General features: G+C 63.8%; 16 protein-coding genes and 1 pseudogene. 5 read left to right on the top strand and 12 right to left on the bottom strand.

All coding sequences use genetic code 11. The annotated features are described in order from the left end of the window. A partial coding sequence (locus tag ACE3P6_RS21285) for a LysR family transcriptional regulator (RefSeq protein ID WP_374398456.1) occupies positions 1 to 169 on the bottom strand: 169 nt, incomplete at its 3' end. Between the two features lie 33 nt (positions 170 to 202). Between ACE3P6_RS21285 and ACE3P6_RS21280 the strand changes: the two are divergent. Continuing rightward, positions 203 to 475 (top strand): annotated as a pseudogene (locus ACE3P6_RS21280) (transposase domain-containing protein); the annotation flags it as partial. A gap of 146 nt (positions 476 to 621) precedes the next feature. Here the strand turns inward: ACE3P6_RS21280 and ACE3P6_RS21275 are convergent. The 4 genes from ACE3P6_RS21275 to ACE3P6_RS21260 form a co-directional block, all read right to left on the bottom strand. Next, positions 622 to 2244: an ABC transporter ATP-binding protein gene (locus ACE3P6_RS21275; protein WP_374398450.1), complete on the bottom strand. Its 1623-nt coding sequence runs from the start codon at positions 2242 to 2244 to the stop codon at positions 622 to 624. 3 nt (positions 2245 to 2247) lie between these two features. After that, positions 2248 to 3126, bottom strand: a complete 879-nt coding sequence (locus tag ACE3P6_RS21270; protein ID WP_374398448.1) for an ABC transporter permease — start codon at positions 3124 to 3126, stop codon at positions 2248 to 2250. Positions 3127 to 3136: 10 nt separating this feature from the next. Then, complete coding sequence (locus ACE3P6_RS21265; RefSeq protein WP_374398446.1) at positions 3137 to 4102, bottom strand: ABC transporter permease; 966 nt, start codon at positions 4100 to 4102, stop codon at positions 3137 to 3139. Between the two features lie 63 nt (positions 4103 to 4165). Then, the gene (locus ACE3P6_RS21260) at positions 4166 to 5779 is read right to left on the bottom strand and encodes an ABC transporter substrate-binding protein (protein WP_374398444.1); all 1614 of its coding nucleotides are present in this window, start codon (positions 5777 to 5779) and stop codon (positions 4166 to 4168) included. A 198-nt stretch (positions 5780 to 5977) separates the two neighbouring features. On the opposite strand from ACE3P6_RS21260, the gene ACE3P6_RS21255 reads away from it, so the two are divergent. After that, positions 5978 to 7411, top strand: coding sequence for an amidase (locus ACE3P6_RS21255; protein ID WP_374398442.1), 1434 nt, complete (start codon positions 5978 to 5980; stop codon positions 7409 to 7411). A gap of 8 nt (positions 7412 to 7419) precedes the next feature. After that, complete coding sequence (locus tag ACE3P6_RS21250) at positions 7420 to 8454, top strand: histone deacetylase family protein (RefSeq protein ID WP_374398454.1); 1035 nt, start codon at positions 7420 to 7422, stop codon at positions 8452 to 8454. Between the two features lie 12 nt (positions 8455 to 8466). Here ACE3P6_RS21250 and ACE3P6_RS21245 read toward each other — a convergent pair whose 3' ends face one another. The 7 genes from ACE3P6_RS21245 to ACE3P6_RS21215 form a co-directional block, all read right to left on the bottom strand. Beyond that, on the bottom strand, positions 8467 to 9117 hold the full coding sequence (locus ACE3P6_RS21245; protein WP_374398440.1) for a TetR family transcriptional regulator C-terminal domain-containing protein: 651 nt from the start codon (positions 9115 to 9117) through the stop codon (positions 8467 to 8469). A gap of 77 nt (positions 9118 to 9194) precedes the next feature. Next, positions 9195 to 10088, bottom strand: a complete 894-nt coding sequence (locus ACE3P6_RS21240; protein WP_374398438.1) for an amidohydrolase family protein — start codon at positions 10086 to 10088, stop codon at positions 9195 to 9197. After that, entirely contained in the window at positions 10063 to 10446 is a 384-nt protein-coding gene (locus tag ACE3P6_RS21235) for a hypothetical protein (RefSeq protein ID WP_374398436.1), read from the bottom strand. The genes ACE3P6_RS21240 and ACE3P6_RS21235 overlap by 26 nt, the downstream gene beginning before the upstream one ends. Beyond that, the gene (locus ACE3P6_RS21230; protein ID WP_374398434.1) at positions 10415 to 11659 is read right to left on the bottom strand and encodes a phytoene desaturase family protein; all 1245 of its coding nucleotides are present in this window, start codon (positions 11657 to 11659) and stop codon (positions 10415 to 10417) included. The genes ACE3P6_RS21235 and ACE3P6_RS21230 overlap by 32 nt, the downstream gene beginning before the upstream one ends. Next, positions 11656 to 13311, bottom strand: a complete 1656-nt coding sequence (locus ACE3P6_RS21225) for a class I adenylate-forming enzyme family protein (RefSeq protein WP_374398432.1) — start codon at positions 13309 to 13311, stop codon at positions 11656 to 11658. Before ACE3P6_RS21225 ends, ACE3P6_RS21230 begins: the two co-directional genes overlap by 4 nt. A gap of 75 nt (positions 13312 to 13386) precedes the next feature. After that, a complete protein-coding gene (locus ACE3P6_RS21220; RefSeq protein WP_374398430.1) occupies positions 13387 to 14874 on the bottom strand; it encodes an aldehyde dehydrogenase in 1488 nt (495 codons plus the stop codon). Between the two features lie 36 nt (positions 14875 to 14910). Then, positions 14911 to 16302 carry an aminotransferase gene (locus tag ACE3P6_RS21215; RefSeq protein WP_374398452.1) on the bottom strand — a complete coding sequence of 464 codons (1392 nt, stop codon included), beginning with the start codon at positions 16300 to 16302 and terminating at the stop codon, positions 14911 to 14913. Between the two features lie 268 nt (positions 16303 to 16570). Here ACE3P6_RS21215 and pcaF point away from each other — a divergent pair, with 268 nt between their 5' ends. Both pcaF and ACE3P6_RS21205 read left to right on the top strand, forming a co-directional pair. After that, positions 16571 to 17776 (top strand): 3-oxoadipyl-CoA thiolase, encoded by a 1206-nt coding sequence (gene pcaF, locus ACE3P6_RS21210; protein ID WP_374398428.1) that lies wholly within the window; start codon positions 16571 to 16573, stop codon positions 17774 to 17776. 4 nt (positions 17777 to 17780) lie between these two features. Further along, positions 17781 to 19235, top strand: a 1455-nt coding sequence (locus ACE3P6_RS21205; RefSeq protein WP_374398426.1) for a 3-hydroxyacyl-CoA dehydrogenase NAD-binding domain-containing protein, incomplete at its 3' end; no start/stop codon positions are given.

The following is a 19235-nucleotide window of genomic DNA, read 5'->3' as shown; positions in this document are numbered from 1 at the left end:
GTGCCATGCTGCGCGTGATCTGATCGAAGGCTGAGAGCAGCGCAGGATGCACGACGGCCCCCGCCCCGGTCAGCACAACACCCTCACGACTGCGCGTGAACAAGGGCTGCCCGATGCGATCTCCCAGAAGACGAATCTGCTGGCTGACGGCCCCTGGCGTTACCCCCATCGCATCGGCTGCGCGCTTCATGCTGCGGTGGTCTTCCTGACTGATGGCCGGCTCGAGATGGACACCAACTCGGTCGAAAACACGATCCGGCCGATCACCCTGAATCGAAAGAATGCGCTCTTCGCGGGCCATGGCAAAGCGGCCGCACCTGGGCACGCATGGCCTCGCTCATCAAGACCTGCAAGCTCAACGCCGTCGATCCCTATGCCTACCTGCGCGAAACCCTCGCAGCCATCACCAACGGACACCCCCGCCTCCCGCATTGACGACTTCATGCCATGGTCCCTCAAGAGCGCCGCAAGCTGAAAGCGAACGGGGACCCCGCACCGCTTACGGAAATGATCATTTGGTCAATGTACCATTTGTCGACAACCTCCCGGCCGCCACCAGGCAAGTCGGATTGCGATTTCTCCGACACGGAGCGCCCCTGAGCCGCGCATCCCAGCAGGGCTTCACGCGGCGCGCCCGGCGATAATCCGGTCCAGCCAGCCCACCGCCATATCCGGCACCGAGGCCAGGAGTCTGTCGGTATAAGGTTCATGCGGCGGGCTGAAGACCACCTCTTTCACCCCCTGTTCGACGATGCGGCCATGCTGCATCACCACGACACGGTCGGCGATGGCCCGCACCACCTCGATGTCATGGGTGATGAAGAGGTAAGAGATGCCCAGGCGTTCCTGCAGCCCGATCAGCATGCGCAAAACCTCGGCCTGCACCACCTTGTCGAGCGCCGAGGTGATCTCATCGCAGATGATCAGCTCTGGCCCTGCGGCCAGGGCGCGGGCAATCGCCACGCGCTGTTTCTGCCCGCCCGACAGCTGGCCGGGCGTGCGGCTGGCATGGGAGGCGTTCAGCTCCACCAGCCGCAGGAGTTCGATCAGCCGCGCCTCGCGCGCGGCCCCGCGCAGCCCCTGATAAAGGCTCAGCGGACGCCCGATGATATTGCGCACGGTCTGCCGAGGATTAAGCGCGGTATCCGCCGACTGATAGATGATCTGGATCCGGCGCAGCAGGTCCAGCCGCCGGTGGCGGAGCTTCTCTGGCAGCGGCTGGCCCTCGAAAACGGCCTCGCCCTTTGAAGGTGCCTTCAGTCCGGTGATCACCCGCCCGAGCGTCGATTTTCCCGAGCCGGATTCCCCGACCAGCGCCACCGTTTCACCGCGACCAATCTCGAGGTTGATATCGCTCAGTACCTCAAATTCGCCATAACGTGCCGCGAGCCCGCTGACGGAGAGGAGCGGTTTGCCCCGGGCCTCATGCCCGCCAGCCGGCGTGACCGGCATCTCATGCACCGCCCAGAGGCTTTGCGTATAGGGATGCTGCGGGTGATCCATGATCGCAGTAATCGGGGCTCCTTCGACCACTTCGCCATAGCGCAGCACGGCGACGCGATGGGCAATCTGGGCCACCACGGCCAGGTCATGCGTGATATAGATCGCGGCCACGCCGAATTCCTCGATCACCTTGCGGATCGAGATCAGCACCTCGACCTGGGTGGTGACATCCAGCGCGGTGGTCGGCTCGTCAAAGACGATCAGCGCGGGGTTGCAGATCATCGCCATGGCAACCATGGCGCGCTGCAGCTGCCCGCCCGAGACCTGATGCGGATAGCGCGCGCCAAAATTCTGCGGATCGGGCAATTGCAGCGCGGTGAAGAGGTCGACGGCGCGCTTCGCAGCCTCCTCGCGGGTCAGGCCGCCGCGGTCCACCGCGACCATGGTGATCTGATCCATCAGACGATGCACCGGGTTAAAGGCGGCCTGAGCGCTTTGTGCCACATAGGCGACCTTTGTTCCGCGCAGGGGGCGGCGCTCTTCCTCGGGGATGGTCAGCAGATCCGTTCCCATCAGCCGCACAGATCCGCCAGTCGCCCGCGCACCGGGCCGCAGATAGCCAAGTGCGGCCAGCCCGATCGTCGATTTCCCGGCCCCGGATTCCCCGACGAGGCCCAGAACCTCGCCCTTGCCGATGGTCAGGCTGACACCGCGCACGATCTGCGACCACTGGTCATTTGCTTTCGCCTCGATCCGCAGGTCGCGGATTTCGATGACAGGACCGGATTTAACGTCAGTCATGGCTCAGCCCTCTTCATTCAGACCGCTGGCCCGGTTCAGCAGCCAGTCGACAACAAAATTCACCGCAATCGCCAGCACCGCGATGGAGGCCGCCGGGATCAGAGGCGTGACATCCCCCATATTGATCAGCGCAGCATTGTCGCGCACCATCGACCCCCATTCCGCCAGTGGCGGCTGGATACCGACCCCGAGGAAGGACAGCGCCGCAATCGAAAGGAAGATGAAACAAAATCGCATCCCCAACTCCGAGAGGATCAGCGGCAGGATATTGGGGAAGACCTCATTGACCGAGATCCACAGGAGGTTCTCGCCCCGCGCTTTGGCGGCCTCGACGAAATCGAGGCTTGCCACATTCAGCGCCGCCGCACGCGAGATGCGGAAGAAACGGGTCGAGGTCAGGACGGCGATGATCAGGATCAGATTGGGGATCGAGTTGCCGAAGATCGACAGGATCATCAGGATGAAGATCAGATCCGGCACCGACATCAGCGCATCGACAAAACGCGAGATCACCTGATCGACAAAGCCTCCAATCAGCGCGGAAAATGTGCCCAGCAGACAGCCGATGGTGAAAGAGATCACCGTGGTGATCAGCGCGATAGAGATCGAATTGCGCGCGCCATAGATCAGGCGCGACAGGAAATCGCGCCCCAGCTGATCGGTGCCCAGCAGGTGTTCGGCGCTCCAGCTGTCAAAGGGGATGCGCGAGACCACATCGACCTCGCCATAGGGTGCGATCCAGGGCGCGAAAATCGCGACGAAAGCGTAGATCGTCACCACCACCATGCCAAGCCGGGCAGTGAATGGGGCGGTCGCCAGCAGGCGGCGGGCGCGGGTCAGACGCGAGGGTGTCGCGGCGGCGGAGGCGATGGTCTGGCTCATGATATCCTCCTCAGCGCGGATGCAGCAGGCGCGGATTGCTGACGATCGAGATGACGTCGGCGATCAGGTTGAAACCGATATAGGCGGTGGCGAAAATCAGGGCACAGGCCTGGATCACCGGCACATCCCGGTTGCGAACGGCGTCGATCATCGCCTGACCCACGCCGGGGTAGACAAAGACCACCTCGATCACCACAACGCCGGAAATCAGGTAGGCAAGGTTCAGCGCCACCACGCTGGCAATCGGGCCAATGGCGTTCGGCAGCGCCTGGCGCATGACCACGCGGCCTTCGGATTCGCCCTTCAGCCGGGCCATTTCGACATAGGGGCTGGCCATAACCGAGAGGATCGCCGCCCGCGTATTGCGGACCATATGCGCCAGGATCACCAACAGCAGCGTCAGGATCGGCAGCACCATGCGGTAAAGCTGTTCCCCGAAATCCATGCTGCTCCGGATCCCCGCCATAGAGGGGAACCATTGCAGTTTCACCGCGAAAACCATCATCACGATATAGGCAACGAAAAACTCCGGCAGCGAGATCGAGGCAAGCGTCGAGGTCGAGAGGAAGCGGTCGATGAACCGCCCCCGGAACCTTGCGCAGATCACGCCAAGCATGATGGCCAGCGGCACTGCGATCACGGCGGTCACCGCCGCGAGGGTGATCGTGTTCAGCAGCCGCGGCCCCAGCACCATCATCACCGGACGTCCGGCAAAGGACTGGCCAAGATCTCCGGTCGCCGCCGCCCCGAGCCAGGCCAGATAGCGCCAGATCGCAGGTTCATTGAGGCCAAGTTTTTCCGTCATCGCGGCCACTGCCTCGGGCGTGGCATTCTGCCCGAGAATGGCCGAGGCATAGCTGCCCGGCAGCAGGCTGACCGAGAAAAAGATCACCAGAGACACGATAAGAAGGCTGAGAAGCCCCAAACCGACCCGACTGACCACCATGGACAATATCGGATGGGAAGTTCTGTTCATTCTCGGCTGTCTCCGGTCGGGGGAATTGGGAGGGGACGCAGCCGTGCCGCGCGCCCCCGGGTGTCAGACGTCGTTGCGCCACCAGCGTTCGGCGCAGCGGTGATTGTCGGCGGGAAGGATACCGCCGGTCTCGCCGTGGCCGATGTTCTGCGTCATGGCAAGCCGCCAGCTGACGAAGGCTACCGTGATTACCCCGCCCTCGTCATGCAGGATCTGCTGCATCTCGGCATATTGCGCGGCGCGCGTCGCCTCGTCGACCTCGGTGCGGGCCGCTGCGTGCAATTCGTCGAACCGGGCGTTGCGGAAGCCCGTGTTGTTCCAGGGCGAATCCGAGGTGTAGGAGGTGGCGAACAGCAAGTCGAGCGTCACCCTGCCATACCAGTCCGAGGCGTTGAACGGTTTGACCAGCCATACATTGTCCCAGTAGCCGTCGTCCGCCTCCTGGATCACGTTGACGGTGATCCCCGCCTTCGCCGCATGTTCGCGGAACAGGACGGCAGCCTCGATCGCGCCGGGGAAGGCGGATTCGGCGGTGGAAAGATCGACCGTCAGCCCCTCGACCCCGGCCTCGGCCAGCAGCGCGCGGGCGGCGTCGGGATCGTAGCGGTGCGCAGGCGGCGTTTCCGCCCAGAGCGGCATGATCGGCGCCACCGGATTGTCGTTGCCCGCCTCGCCCTCGCCGAGAAAGACCTTGGCGATGATGTCCTCGCGGTCGATGGCCAGTTTCAGCGCCTTGCGCACCGCCGGATTGTCGAACGGCGCGACCGAGCAGTTCATGTCGAAGGTCAGATGCCGCAGGCTGGGGGTGCGGTGGACCTTCAGCTCCGGGTTGCGTTCGATAAGACCGACATTGCGGATGTCCACATCCTCGATCACGTCGACCTCGCCGGTCAGGAGCGCATTCAGCCGGGCCGAGCGGTCGGGGATCACGATGAACTCCACCGCATCGAAATGCGGCAGGCCCGGTTTGTGATAATCGGGGTTGCGGACCATGCTGACCGCGACGCCCGGCTCGAAACTGTCCAGCCGGAAAGCGCCGGTGCCGATGCCGCTTTCCCAGTCGATGCCGCCGCCCTCTTTGGCCGGGAAGACCGACAGGTGGAAATCCGACATCAGCGCGGGGAATTCGGCATTGCCCTGGCCGAGCGTAACGATCAGCCGGTCCTCGCCTTCGACAGCGATGTCGGTGATCTGGCTGACAATGGCCAGCGCGCCCGAAGTGCTGCCCTCGCCCATGTGATGCAAAAGCGACTGGCGCGCATCTTCCGGGGTAAAGGGGCGACCATCGTGAAATTTCACCCCCTTGCGCAGGGTGAAGGTCCAGCGGGTGGCGCCCTCATCGGCCGCCCAGCTTTCCGCCAGATCACCGGCAAGGCTGCCATCGGGCAGGATCTCGACCAGGTTGTTGCACAAAGCGCCGTTGAAAGCCGCGCCGCACATCACCGTGGTCCAGCTGCCCGGTTCCAGCGAATCCTGTTGCGAGCCGTCATGGACACCATAGCGCAGCCGGCCGCCCTGCTTCGGCCCCTCCTCGGCCCGAAGCGAGGCCGGCAGGAAGACGGCGCCCGCCATCATCGCGGCACCGCCGATAAATCCCCGCCGCGACGGGGTGAACCCACCGATATGAAGCTGTGTCTGCCCGCCGAATGGGCCTGTGGGATAGTGCGATTCGTTCATGTGTTTACCCTGTCAGGATCGGTTATCGTTGGAATTCCCGCCGGTTCGCCGCTGTCTTATGCAGCTTTCTGCCTCACCGGAGATCTTGTGGAACCGACGATAGCCAGAAATCGAAACCTGTCAACAAACTGATTGACCAATCAATCGAACAGTGACCTAAATCCATCCCGCCCCATCCTCATTTAAGGCGGATTCCGCATGAGTGACACCCCCCTTTCCTGGCTCAGCGCAACGGATCTGCTCCGCCTCTATCGCGACCGGAAAATTTCGCCGGTTGAGGTTGTTAGCGATCTGCTGGCACGGATCCCGGACAGCGCCGCCAGCTTGAATGCGATCTGTTTCACCTATGGCGACGAAGCGCTGGACGAGGCCCGGAAATCCGAGGCCCGCTATATGTCCTCTGCTCAGAATACGGGCATCCTTGACGGCATTCCGACTGTCCTGAAGGATGAGAATATGATGGCCGGAAAGGTCACGACCTATGGCTCGCTGCTCTATGCGGATCATGTGGCCGGGAAAAGCGCGCCGGTGGTGCAGCGGCTGATCGATGCGGGCGCGCTGATCCATGCCCGCACGACAACGCCGGAATTCTCCTGCGCGCCGTTTTGCCATTCAAAGCAATGGGGCGTGACGCGGAACCCATGGAACGCGGATTACACGCCGGGCGGCTCCTCGGGGGGGGCGGGGGCGGCCCTGGCTGCCGGTCTGACGCCGCTTGCGACCGGCTCTGATATCGGCGGCTCGATCCGGATACCGGCCTCGGCCTGCGGGGTTGTGGGCTTCAAGCCGCCCTATGGCCGCGTGCCTTCGACGCCGCCCTTCAATCTGGACCACTACAACCATCCCGGACCGATGGCGCGCACGGTCGAGGACTGCCTGCTGATGCAGAATGTGCTCTCCGGGCCGCATCCCGAAGACATCGCCTCGCTGAAACCAAAGCTGGAGCTGCGCGCCGACCGCTCCGGCATCAGGGGCTGGAAGATCGCTTATTCGCTGGATTTCGGCTTTATGGAGATCGACCCGGCGGTGCGGAGCAATACGCTTTCGGCGCTGGAGGTCTTCCGCAGCCTTGGTGCGGAGGTTACCGAGGTCGCGCTGCCCTGGTCCTGGGAGGTCTATCACGCCGCCGCCACCCATCATAAAACGCTCTTCGGTGCCTGGCTGGCCGAATATCTCGACGCGCGCGAAGACCAGCTGACCACCTATGCCCGCCGTTTCGCGCGCGAGGCGCTTGCCACCACCACCCGCGATTATCTCACCAGCCTCGATGTCGAAGGCCGGATCTGGTCGCAATTCGGCCCGATGATGGAGGGCTATGACCTCTTCCTCTGCCCGACCCTCGCGCTGCCCGCAGTGCCGGCAGAGTTCGATTTCGCCGACCCGCTGGTGATCAATGGCAAAGAGGTCGACTCCTATCTGGGCTGGACGATGGCCTGGCCTTTCAACATGCTCAGCCGCTGCCCGGTACTCTCGGTGCCCTCGGGCCATGCGCCGAACGGGGTGCCGACCGGCATCCAGCTGGTTGGCCGGACCTATGAGGACCAGTCGGTCTTTACCGCCGGCCTCGCCTACGAAACCGCAATGGGCGGCTGGTATGGCTCTGCCGCCACCCGCCCCTCTCTTCCCTTCTGAGGCCGATGATGAAAACGATCTTTTCCGACAAACATGCCCTTCAATCCGTCGAGACCGAATTCTATCGCGGCAAATGGGTCGAGGCCTTCGAGATCCCGCGCCGCGCCGAACTGGTGCTGGCCGAGGTGAAACGCGCAAACCTTGGCCCGGTGATCGCCCCGGAAAGCTTCGGGCTTGCACCGGTGCTGGCGACGCATGATGCGGATTTTGTCCATTTCCTTGAAACCGCCTGGGAGGCCTGGAAGGCCGAGGTCGGCCCGATTCCGGCCTATCCCAATATCTGGCCGCCGCGTCGTTCGCGCATGATCCCGACGGTACGGCCCGGGGCCGAGCTTGGCCGCTATGCCGTCGATATGAGCAGCCCGATCCTGCCCGGGACCTGGGAAGCCGCCCGCGCCGCCGTCGATTCCGCGCTGACCGGCGTGCAGCTGATCGAGGCCGGCGACCCCGCCGCCTTTGCGCTCTGCCGCCCGCCGGGCCATCACGCCGGGCGCGACTATTTCGGCGGCTATTGCTTCCTCAATAATGCCGCGATTGCCGCGCAGCATTTCCGCGATCTTGGCGCAGAACGGGTGGCGGTGCTCGATATTGACTACCATCACGGCAATGGCACCCAGGACATTTTCTACGACCGTGGCGATGTGCTGACGGTCTCGATCCATGGCGATCCAGTGCAGGAATACCCCTATTATATCGGCTTTGCGGATGAGACCGGCGAAGGTGCGGGCCTCGGGGCCAATCTCAATCTGCCGCTGCCCTGGGGGTCCGATTTCCAGGCCTGGTCGGCGGCGCTGGATCAGGGGCTTGACCGGATCCGCAGCTTTGCGCCCGACCGGCTGGTGGTTTCGCTTGGGGTGGATACCTTCCAGGATGACCCGATCTCGCACTTCCTTCTGCAAAGCACGGATTACCCGCAGATCGGCGCGAAGATCGCCGCGCTCGGGGTGCCGGTGCTTTTCGTGATGGAAGGCGGCTACGCGATTGAGGCCATCGGCGTGAATGCGGTCAATGTGCTGAAAGGCTTTGAGGCAGCGCGGGGTTGATCCCCGCGCCTGTCAGAAATCCTCGGGGAAAATCAGACGCATATAGGCAAGGCAGGCGTCATGGCCACGCTTTTGCCCCTCGGCGATGGTGATCGGCAGCAAAAGGTTCTCGACCCAGAGCCCGGAAATCATCGCATTAAGGGTCACGGCAATCTGTGCGGCATCGGCCCTGATCCCGCGCAGGCTTGCAAGCTCCGTGACATCCGCTGTCACCGCCTCATTGTAATGCACCCGGAGCGCCGCGCAGCGTTTGCGGAAATTCGGCACCCGCGCCGCCTCGGCCCAGAAGGCCAGCCAGAGCGCGATGGAATCCTGCCCCGCCGCCTTGCGGCTGAAATCGGTGTCGATCATATGGCGGATGCGTTCGGCCGGGCTGCGCTCTGAGGCGTTCAGTTTCGCAAGGAAGGCCTCATATTCCGCCGCAGTATAGTCAAGCGCCGCGAAGATGATCCCTTCCTTTGACTGAAAGTGAAAGGCCACCACGCCGTAAGAGCATTCCGCCTCGGCCGCCATGGAATTGATCGTAACGCCGGTCAGCCCGCGTTTCGAGATCACCTTGACCGCCGCTTTCAAAAGTGAGCGGCGACGGTCGATCACCTGGTCATCGCGGGTTTTGACAGGGGCGGCGGTGCTGCGCCGGATCTTGGGTTTCTGCTCGGTCATCGGAACTCTGGTCACTTCGCGGCAGGATAAATGGGGACGGGACAATTGCGCCGGCAATAAAGGTCAGCGCCGCAGGGTCAAGTCAAGCGGGCAGGCAGGTTCAGCAGACGCGCGGCATTGTCATGCAGCCAGAGCTGGCGGACGGGCTCTTCAAGGCCCAGGGCCTCCAGCTCCGCCAGCGCCGTCTCCACAGGCATCATCGGAAAGGCCGAGCCGAAAATGATCTTTTCCTTCAGGATGGTGCGGCCATATTGCAGGAGAGCCTCATAGCCGGAATGCGCCTTGGCCAGCAGTTTCGGACGCACCGCCAGCACCCCGATAAAGAGGTTCGGATGCCGCCAGGCCACGCCAATCAGCTCCTGCACCCAGGGCCATCCGGGGGGCGAGGCCACCGCGCGCAGCTCCGGATAGCGCACCATGACATTGTCGATATATTCTGGCCGGCCGATCGCCATGGGTGTATGGGTCGAGAAATTGATGCCGCAATGGATATTCACCGGCACGTTCAGCTCTATCGCCTTTTCGTAAAACGGGAAGAGCCGCTCATCATCGGGGCGCAGCTTCAGCTCGAAACACTGCAGATTAAGGCCACTGAGGCCCAGATTGCAGATCGCATGATCGAATTCCGCCACGGTGCCGGCCTGCCAGGGGTCGACCCCGGCAAAGCCGATAAAGCGCGGCCCATGGGTGCGGATGAAATCCGCCACCGTCTCATTCGGGATTTTGAACCCGAAGGTGGTGGTCAGATCGCGCGCCTTCAGCACCACATGCCGGGCCCCAAGCGCCTCATAGGCCGCAAGCCAGCTGTCGAGCCCCTGCCCCGCCCCTGACGCCGCCGAGCGGCTTTCGCTGGCCAGATAGACCCGGCGGTAGTTCTGCAGATGCGGCGCAGGCGGCGTGAAACCGGGATGCGGCGGGCGGGACGAGAAATCGATCAGCATCGGCTCAGCTCCATTTCCGGCGGTCTTCAAGGATGACTTTCGCGGCATTGTGGCCCGGCACACCGGTCACGCCGCCGCCCGGATGCACCGAGGCAGAGGCCTGGTAAAGAAATTCCACCGGGCTGCGGTAATCGGCAAACTGCGGCGAGTGGCGACGGAAGAACATCTGATCCGCGCTGATCTCGCCATGATGGACATGGCCGTTCGGCAGATCAAAGATCCGTTCCAGATCGAGCGGCGTCAGGACCTGTCGGTGGAGAATCTTTGCCTCGATATCGGGGAACTGGGTCTTCAGAACCGCCAGCACCTTTTCCCAAAGCTCTTCGCGCCGCGAGTCCCAGTCGCCTTTCGCAAGGCTATAGGGCGCGTGGCCGCCGAAGATATTCATGATGTGATGGCCTTCGGGCGCCAGTGTCGGATCCACCATCGAGGGGACTTTGACGACCATGAAAGGCTCCTCCGCCATATCGCCGCCCTGGGCCTGATGCCAGGCACGTTCCATATAGGCGACATTCGGCGCGATGGTCTATTTGTGGCACCGCGCCGCCATCCGGGCTGGTCTGGCCGAAAACCGGCGCCTCAGGCAGCGAGGACAGCGCGAGGTTCACCCGGAACACCGTGCTTTCGCAGCGGATATTGCGGATGTCGCGATTGAACTCTTCGGGCAGGGTCACCGTGTCCAGCAGTCGTGTAAAGATCGTCCGCGCCGTCGCATTGGCGATGACGATCTTCGAACGGATCTCTTCGCCGCCCTCAAGCCGCACGCCCACCGCCCTCCCCTTGTCAGTGAGGATCTTTTCCACCGGGCAGGAGGTACGGACCTCCATCCCATATGCCTCGCCCGAACGACGGATCGAGTCGGAAATCGACCCCATGCCCCCCTTCATAAAGCCCCCCGGCCCGGCGGCGGTTGACCCGTCGCGCACGAGGCCACGCGCCAGCATATAGGCCGAACCCGGCGTTTTCAGGCTGGAATTGGCGCCGCCGCCACCTGCAAAAAAGCCTAAGACCAGCTTCACATCATCTGACGAGAACCAGCGCGAGAGGTAATCATAGGCGCTCATCGTCAGGAGATTGTAGATGTCGTAGAACTGCGGCCCGATCTTGCGGAAACGCCAGACAAACCCCGCGAGCCTTTTCAGATCGCGGAGCCTGCCGCTGGAGGGATTGACCGGCACCTCCCACAAGAGCCGCTTCATATGGGGCGCGATTTTCAGCATATGCGCGCGGTATTTCGCATAGGCCTCTCCGTCGATATTCGAGAATTTCGCGATCTCGGCGGCGAAACGGTCGGGGTCGTCCCACATGGTGAAGGTGCGCCCGCCCTCCAGCGCGAAGACCGTGGGGGCGGCGGGGATCACCTCGAAACCGTATTTCTGTAGCTCCAGGTCCAGGATGACCTTTGGCTGCAGCAGGCCTTGGTAATAGGATGCCATAGAGCTGCGATACCCCGGCGCGATCTCGCCCGTGACCGCCGCGCCGCCGATGATCTCGCGGCGCTCGACCACCAGCACCTTGACGCCCGCCCGCGAAAGATAGGCACCGCAGGTCAACCCGTTGTGGCCGCCCCCGACGATAACCGCATCATAGTGAGGTTTCATACCGGCACCCCTTCGATCCAGGACCCGGTTGTCCGGTCATAGCTTCCGGCGCGCAGGTCTTTGACACCGGCGATGATTTGCGGCTTGGCGATCTTCAGCGAAGCGGTGCGGGGGAAGTCTTCGACAAAGACGTAGAACCGCGGCACCTTGAACGGGGCGAGACCGGATTGCGCAGTGGTGATGATCCCCTCGAGGATCGCGGCGCTTTGGCTGACCCCCTCTTTCAGCCGGATACAGGCCTTGACCTCTTCGCCGCGCAGCGCATCGGGAACGCCGACCACCGCAACCTCGGCCACACCGGGCGCGGCGGTCAGCACCGTCTCCACCTCGCGCGCGGCGATATTCTCGGCCGAGCGGCGGATCATGTCCTTCTTGCGACCGACGATATAGAAAAACCCATCCGCATCCTGGCGGAAGAGATCGCCCGAAGAGAACCAGCCATCCCGCAGGACTTCGGCGGTGGCTTCGGGGTTGTTGTAATAGCCAAGCATAATGCCCGGGCCGCGGATCTGCAATTCGCCGGTCTCGCCCGGGGTGACTGGCTTCCCGTCCTCGCCGACGATCCGGCATTCGCGGAACGGACAGGGCACCCCGCAAGAGCCGGAGCCGACCTTATCGGCGCGCTCGATCGGCGCAAACATCGCGGGGCCGATTTCGGTCATGCCGAAAGCCTCACGCGCGTTCAGGTCGAAGCGCGTCTCGATCCCCTGATGCAGGTCGCGCGGGCAGCCATAGATATTCGCGCGGATCACGCGGTTGTCGGCGTCATGGGCCTTCGGTGCCATCCCATGCAGAACCCAGGGCAAGAGGCAGAATTCGATCTCATGCTCTTGCAGCCAGGCCGAGAACCGGCTGGTGGATTGCTTTGCCGCCACAAAAAGCGTACCGCGCTGATAGAGCGTCATCAGCAAGAGCCATTGCGGATCCATGTAGAAAAACGGCGTTGAGGCCAGGATGCGCCGATAGCGCCGCCCGTCGCGAAACGCATTCACCTTGCCCGCCGAGATCCAGTAGCGCTGGCTGAGCATACAGCCCTTCGGAAAGCCCGACGTGCCCGAGGTGAACTGGATATTCAGCATATCCCCATGTCCGACCGGTTCGGGCGGCGTGAAATCATCGCGCGGGTTCGCGGCAAGTGCGGCCCAGTCATGCGCGCCGCCCTCTGCCTTGCCCACCACGATCAGCCGGTTCGCGGGCAGGCGGATCAGACCCTCCACATCTGCCTGATCCAGCGCCGCGCGGGTGGCCTCATGGGTGACGACCCATTCCGCTTCGGCCACTTTCATCACATGCGCGATTTCGCGCGGCGTATAGCCGGGGTTGATCGGCAGCATCACCGCCCCGATGCGGCCAAGCGCCAGCCAGGTCAGCGGAAAGGCCGGGATACTCGGCAGCATCACACCGACATGACTGCCTCTGGTGATCCCTAGCGCCACCAGCTCCGCCGCCAGCCCGTTCACCTGGCGGCGCATCTCGCAGTAGGTGATGGTCTCGCCGGTCTCGAAGAAATTCCACAGCAGCTGATCACCTGCAGCGGCGGCGGCCTCATCGATCAGCGCGCCGATATTTTCCGGCAGCGGCTCTGCCTCGATCCTGCGGCGGCGTTCCTCATAGGGGATAACGGCCTCGGCGAGGACTTCGTCCTTCCACATGGGCGGGCTCCAGTCTGGGGGAAACAGGAAGTGCGCTGCGCCCGGGAAAGCCCCCGGGCACAGCGCAGGGCCGGTTCAATGCGCGAACCAGACCGCCTTGAGGTCGGTATATTTGTCCATCGCATGGAACGACTTGTCGCGGCCAAAGCCGGATTGTTTGAACCCGCCAAAGGGCACCGCCATCGAGCCACGGTCAAAGCAATTGACCCAGACGACACCGGCGCGCAGCGCTTTGGCCGCGCGATGGGCGTTCCTGACGGAGCCGGTCCAGACCGCGCCTGCCAGCCCGTAGATCGTGTCATTCGCGACGGCCATCGCCTCGTCAAAGCCTTTGACGGTGATCGCCGAAAGCACCGGCCCGAAGATCTCTTCCTGTGCGATCTTCATGTCATTGCGCACGCCTTCGAAGATCGTCGGTTCGATGAAGAAGCCGCCGGTCTCCGTCTTGACCCGATTGCCGCCGATCAGCGCATTGGCCCCATCGGCGCGGCCCGCATCGATATAGCCAAGCACCCGGTCCATCTGTTCCTCGCTGACCATCGAGCCCATCCGGGTCGTGGTGCTCAGCGGGTCGCCGGGGGCGAAAACCTTCGCCTGGGCGGCGATCTTTTCCAGCAGCTCATCGCGGATCTTCTCATCGACGATCAGCCGGGAGCCGGCATTGCAGACCTGGCCGGTATTGGCAAATATCCCCGCCGCGATCCCGGTCGCCGCTGCGTCCAGATCCTCGCAATCGGCCAGCACGACCTGGGGCGATTTTCCGCCCAGCTCCAGCCCGATCCGTTTGATGTTCGACTGGCCGGAATATTGCATGAAATACTTGCCGACCTCGGTCGAGCCGGTGAAGCCCACGCAATCGACATCCATATGCAGGCCCAAAGCCTTGCCCGCGATATGGCCGAGGCCCGGCACCACGTTCAGCACACCCGGAGGGATGCCCGCCTCAATGGCGAGTTCCCCGAATTTCAGCGCAGTAAAGGGAGATTGCTCCGCCGGTTTCAGGATCACCGAATTGCCGGTCGCCAGCGCCGGACCCAGTTTCCAGGCCGCCATCGACATCGGGTAATTCCAGGGCACCACGGCCGCGACAATGCCGAGGGGCTCACGCACTACGAGGGTCGTCATGTCATGGGCGGTCGCTGCGACCTCGCCGTAAACCTTGTCGATGGCCTCGGCATACCAGGCGATACAGGCAGCGGCGCTGACCGTGTCGCCATTATAGGCATTGGCAATCGGCTTGCCGACATTCAGCGTTTCCAGCAACGCCAGCTCTTCGCGGTTCGCGAGGATCAGCTCCGAGAAGAGCAAAAGGATGCGGCGACGATCCGCCGGGGCCATGCGCGACCAGACGCCCGAGTCGAAGGCCCGGCGCGCCGAACGCACCGCCACATCGACATCCGCTTCGTTGCAGGATGCCACCTGGGTCAGCAGGCGACCATCGCCTGGATAGATGCAGGCAAAGCTTTCGCCCGAAAGGCTGTCCACATATTTGCCGTCGATGAAGGGACGGTTCGGAAGGGCCACGGCTTTGGCGCGGGCGTGCCAGTCAATTTCGTGCAACATATCTCGTCCTGTCGGTTTCTGTAGTTTCCGGGCGTCTCAGACGGCGGCCGGTTCTTTTGCGCTCAGCCCATGCGCCGCGCCGATTTCACGGATCGCGCGCGCAAGGATGGCGACCATCTCGTCGATCTGGTCGCGGGTGATGATCAGCGGCGGCGAGATCACGCAAAGATCCCCCAGCGGCCGCACGATCAGACCAAGCTCGAAGCAGCGCTCGTCGATCTTCAGTGTGAAGGCCTTGTCTTCGGCATTGCCATCGGCACGGGTCGGGTCGAGCAGGCATTGCACGCAGCCGACCAGCCCGACCGCCCGTGTCTCTGCCACGCCCGGCAGATCACGCAGCGAGGCGAGCGCTTCGGCAAAGTAATCGGCCATTTCGCGGGCATGATCGACAATGCCCTCGCGCTCCATCAGCTCTATATTGGCGAGGGCGGCGGCACAGGCGACGGGCTGATTGCTGTAGGTATAGCCGTTCGTGAACCAGCTGCCCTTTGCATTCTCGCCCGAGATCCGCTCAAGGACGGCTTCGGAAATCGCAAGCCCGCCCAGTGGCACATAGCCCGAGGTGACACCCTTCGCGAAGGTGATGATATCCGGCACCACGCCGAAGACCTTTTCAGAGGCGAACCACTCACCGCAACGTCCGAACCCCGTGACCACCTCATCCGAAATATAGAGGATGTCATGGCGGGCGCAGATCTCTCTGAACCGGGCATGATAGCCCGCAGGCGGGATGATCACGCCGCCCGAGGCGAGGATCGGTTCTGCCAGGAAGGCCGCAATCGTATCAGCCCCGAGGCTTGCGATCCGGTCCTCGAATTCCTGCACCAGGTCATCGAGGAAAGCCTCCTGGCTGCGATTGCCGGCATGGCGCGGATTGGGGCTCGAGAGGAAAGAGATCCGGTCCTGCTGAATATCGAAATTCGGCCAGTTGCCGGTGCGGCCCGTGCAGGCCGCCGTCAGGGCGGTCGAGCCGTGGTAGCCATCATAGCGCACGATGATGCGCTTCTTTTCCGGCCGGCCCAGCACGTTGTTGTAGAATTCGGAAAAGCGCAATGCGCTGTCCACGGCCGTCGATCCGCCGGTGGTGAAGAAGACCCGGTTCAGATCGCCCGGCGTCAGTGAGGCGATCTTTTCCGCCAGCCGCGCCGCCGGGCTGGTTGCCATATACCAGGGCGAGGCATAGGGCAGCACCATCGCCTGATGCGCCATCGCATCAACGATTTCGCGCCTTCCATAACCCACCTGTGCGCACCACATGCCTGCCGGTCCGTCTATCAGGCGACGACCGTCTTCGGCATAGACATAGATACCCTCGGCATGGGTCAGGACCGGCTGCGCCGCCTTGCCGAGTTTCGCCATTTCCTGCGCCGGCAGAAGGATATGGTCACGCATTGCATCGCTCACTGACCCGGATCTCTGTGCCGCCATGGCCTGCCTCCCCATTGTTCCGATTTGCGGTCCGGCACCGGTGCCCCGGCGCGGCCTCAGTCGCAAGTTGTGGGGAATCGGGGCGGACAAGTCAACATTTCTGATTGCCCGATCAATCAGAAATGTTGCGGACGCCCGATTGCCGTGCTTATTCTGACCTCGGGGGTTTTGCTGTCTGCATATGCCTTGCCGCCGATTTCCCTCGCTTCCCCGGTGGCGCGGGGCGTGCAGAAAACCGCCTGCATCAGCCGGCACGGATGGAGATTTTATGAACAGCGCCTGGATTGTGGATGGTCTTCGCACCCCCTTTGGCCGCTTTGGCGGCGCTTTGGCGACGCTGCGCGCCGATGATCTCGCGGCCCTGCCGCTGGCGGCCCTGATGCGGCGTCTTCCGGACCTTGATCCGGCCCGGATCGAGGATGTGATCCTCGGCTGCGTCAACCAGGCCGGCGAGGATAACCGCAATGTCGCCCGCATGGCGCTGCTGCTCGCCGGGCTGCCTGTGACGGTTCCCGGGGTCACGGTGAACCGGCTTTGCGGCTCGGGGCTGGAGGCCATCGGCCAGGCCGCCCGCGCGCTGCGCTGTGACGAGACCGACCTGATGATTGCAGGCGGGGTTGAACATATGACCCGCTCGCCCTTTGTGATGGCAAAGGCCGAATCCGCCTTTCAGCGCCGGGCAGAGATCTTCGACACGACCATCGGCTGGCGCTTCCCCAATCCGGCGATGGAGGCGGCTTACGGCATCGATTCCATGCCGCAGACCGCTGACAACGTCGCCGCCGAATATGGCATCTCGCGCGAGGACCAGGACGCATTCGCCCATCGCAGCCAGGAAAGATGGGCCGCGGCGCAGGCCGCAGGCCGCTTTACCGCCGCAATCACCCCGGTCAGCCTGCCGCAAAAGCGCGGCGATCCCATGGTCTTTGACCAGGACGAACATCCCCGCCCCGCCACCACCCTGGCGCAGCTGGCCGGGCTGAAGCCGGTGAACGGAGCGGGAAACAGCGTGACCGCCGGCAATGCCTCCGGGGTGAATGACGGGGCGGCGGCGCTCTTGCTGGCTTCGGACCAGGCGCTGCGCGATCATGGGCTGACGCCCCGCGCGCGGGTGATCGCCATGACCTCTGCCGGAGTTGCGCCGCGCGTGATGGGCTATGGTCCGGTGCCGGCGGTGCAGCGTCTGCTGGCGCGAACCGGGCTCGCGCTGGCCAATATGGATGTGATCGAGCTGAATGAAGCCTTTGCCGCGCAATCCCTTGCCGTGCTGCGCGGGCTGGGCCTTGCTGATGATGCGGACCATGTGAACCCGGGTGGCGGCGCAATTGCGGTCGGCCACCCGCTGGGGGCCTCTGGCGCGCGGCTGGTGCTGGACGCGCTGGCTGAACTGGAACGCCGTCAGGGCCGTTACGCGCTTTGCACCATGTGCATCGGCGTCGGGCAGGGCATTGCGCTGATCATCGAAAGGGCCTGAGCCGATGACCACCCCCCTCATCCTGCGCGAAGACCACAATGGCGTTGCGCTGCTAACCATCGCCAATCCGCCGGTCAATGCGCTTGGCCTGGCTCTGCGCCGCGAGCTTGCCGATCTTGTCGCCGCGCTGGAGAATGACGACAGCATTCGCGCCGTGGTTCTGACCGGTCAGGGCAAGGTCTTTGTCGGCGGTGCGGATATCACCGAATTTGACCGCCCGCCCGAGGCACCGCATCTCCCCGATGTCATCGCCGCCATCGAATCCTCTCGCAAGCCCTGGATCGCGGCGCTGAATGGCGCAGCACTTGGCGGCGGGGCAGAGCTGGCGCTCGGCTGCCACTACCGTCTCTTTGCCGATACCGCCTGCCTCGCCCTGCCGGAGACCCGGCTCGGCATCATTCCCGGCGCGGGCGGCACCCAGAGACTGCCGCGCCGCATCGGCATCGAAGCCGCCATCGGAGTTGTCACCGGCGGCCGGGAAATCACCGCGCCTGACGCGCGGCGCATCGGTCTTGCCGCACCCGTGCCGATGGCGGAGGCGCTGGATTTCGCCCGCTCCCTGACCGGTCCACTGCCTGCCCCGGCGGCAATGCTCCCGCTGCCCGATCCCGGAACGGAATTCTGGGACAACGCCGCCAGGTCCATCACCAAAGCCGCGCGCGGCAATCCCGCACCCCTCGCCGCCCTGGCCGTGATCCGCGAGGGCGTCACCGCCGGTTTCGCGGCCGGAATGCGTCTTGAGCGCGAGACCTTCCTGCGCCTGCGCCAATCGGAGGAAGCTGCCGCGCTGCGCGGGCTCTTTTTCGCCGAACGCGCCGCGCCGCGCCCGAGCGCGCTGCGCGGGATCACCCCCCGACCCTTTGACCCTGTCGGCGTCATCGGCGGCGGCACCATGGGCAGCGGTATCGCCTCAGCACTGCTGAATGCCGGGCTGAGGGTGACCCTTGCCGAGACCAGCGGCCCGGCGCTTGACGCCGGCCTGGCGCGAATCAACGCGATTCTCGCCGCCCAGGTGAAACGCGGCCTCCATGACGAGGCCGAAGCCGCCGCCCGCCGCGCCCGGCTCAGTGGCACGGTCGGGCTGGCAGAGATGGCCGGCTGCAACCTCGTGATCGAGGCGGTCTTCGAAGACCTTGCCATCAAGCGGCAGGTCTTTGCTGATCTCACCCGGATCTGCAGCGAAGCAACCCTGCTTGCGACCAATACCTCCTATCTCGACCCCGAAGAGATCGTGGCGGGTCTTCCGCACCCGGAACGGTTCATTGCATTGCATTTCTTCAGCCCGGCCCAGGTGATGAAGCTGCTGGAAATCGTGCCGCTGGCGGCCACCTCGGATCAGAGCCTCGCCACCGGTTTTGCGCTGGCGGCAAAGCTCGGCAATATCCCTGTCCGCGCGGGCAATTGCCCGGGTTTCATCGGCAACCGCATCCTCAAACACAGCCGCGCCGCCGCCGAGGCG

Source organism: Tabrizicola sp. (assembly GCF_041911175.1).
Classification (GTDB): Bacteria; Pseudomonadota; Alphaproteobacteria; order Rhodobacterales; family Rhodobacteraceae; genus Tabrizicola.
The sequence above is the reverse complement of the archived record's forward strand: the minus strand, read 5'-3'. Positions and strand labels throughout refer to the sequence as shown.

Coding starts and splice junctions, on each gene's coding strand:
- ACE3P6_RS21225 (WP_374398432.1), bottom strand. CDS start 13,311: ATGTGGAAGGACGAAGTCCTCGCCGAGGCCGTTATCCCCTATGAGGAA.
- ACE3P6_RS21270 (WP_374398448.1), bottom strand. CDS start 3,126: ATGAGCCAGACCATCGCCTCCGCCGCCGCGACACCCTCGCGTCTGACC.
- ACE3P6_RS21255 (WP_374398442.1), top strand. CDS start 5,978: ATGAGTGACACCCCCCTTTCCTGGCTCAGCGCAACGGATCTGCTCCGC.
- ACE3P6_RS21260 (WP_374398444.1), bottom strand. CDS start 5,779: ATGAACGAATCGCACTATCCCACAGGCCCATTCGGCGGGCAGACACAG.
- pcaF (WP_374398428.1), top strand. CDS start 16,571: ATGAACAGCGCCTGGATTGTGGATGGTCTTCGCACCCCCTTTGGCCGC.
- ACE3P6_RS21230 (WP_374398434.1), bottom strand. CDS start 11,659: ATGAAACCTCACTATGATGCGGTTATCGTCGGGGGCGGCCACAACGGG.
- ACE3P6_RS21265 (WP_374398446.1), bottom strand. CDS start 4,102: ATGAACAGAACTTCCCATCCGATATTGTCCATGGTGGTCAGTCGGGTC.
- ACE3P6_RS21235 (WP_374398436.1), bottom strand. CDS start 10,446: ATGAATATCTTCGGCGGCCACGCGCCCTATAGCCTTGCGAAAGGCGAC.
- ACE3P6_RS21220 (WP_374398430.1), bottom strand. CDS start 14,874: ATGTTGCACGAAATTGACTGGCACGCCCGCGCCAAAGCCGTGGCCCTT.
- ACE3P6_RS21215 (WP_374398452.1), bottom strand. CDS start 16,302: ATGGCGGCACAGAGATCCGGGTCAGTGAGCGATGCAATGCGTGACCAT.
- ACE3P6_RS21245 (WP_374398440.1), bottom strand. CDS start 9,117: ATGACCGAGCAGAAACCCAAGATCCGGCGCAGCACCGCCGCCCCTGTC.
- ACE3P6_RS21275 (WP_374398450.1), bottom strand. CDS start 2,244: ATGACTGACGTTAAATCCGGTCCTGTCATCGAAATCCGCGACCTGCGG.
- ACE3P6_RS21250 (WP_374398454.1), top strand. CDS start 7,420: ATGAAAACGATCTTTTCCGACAAACATGCCCTTCAATCCGTCGAGACC.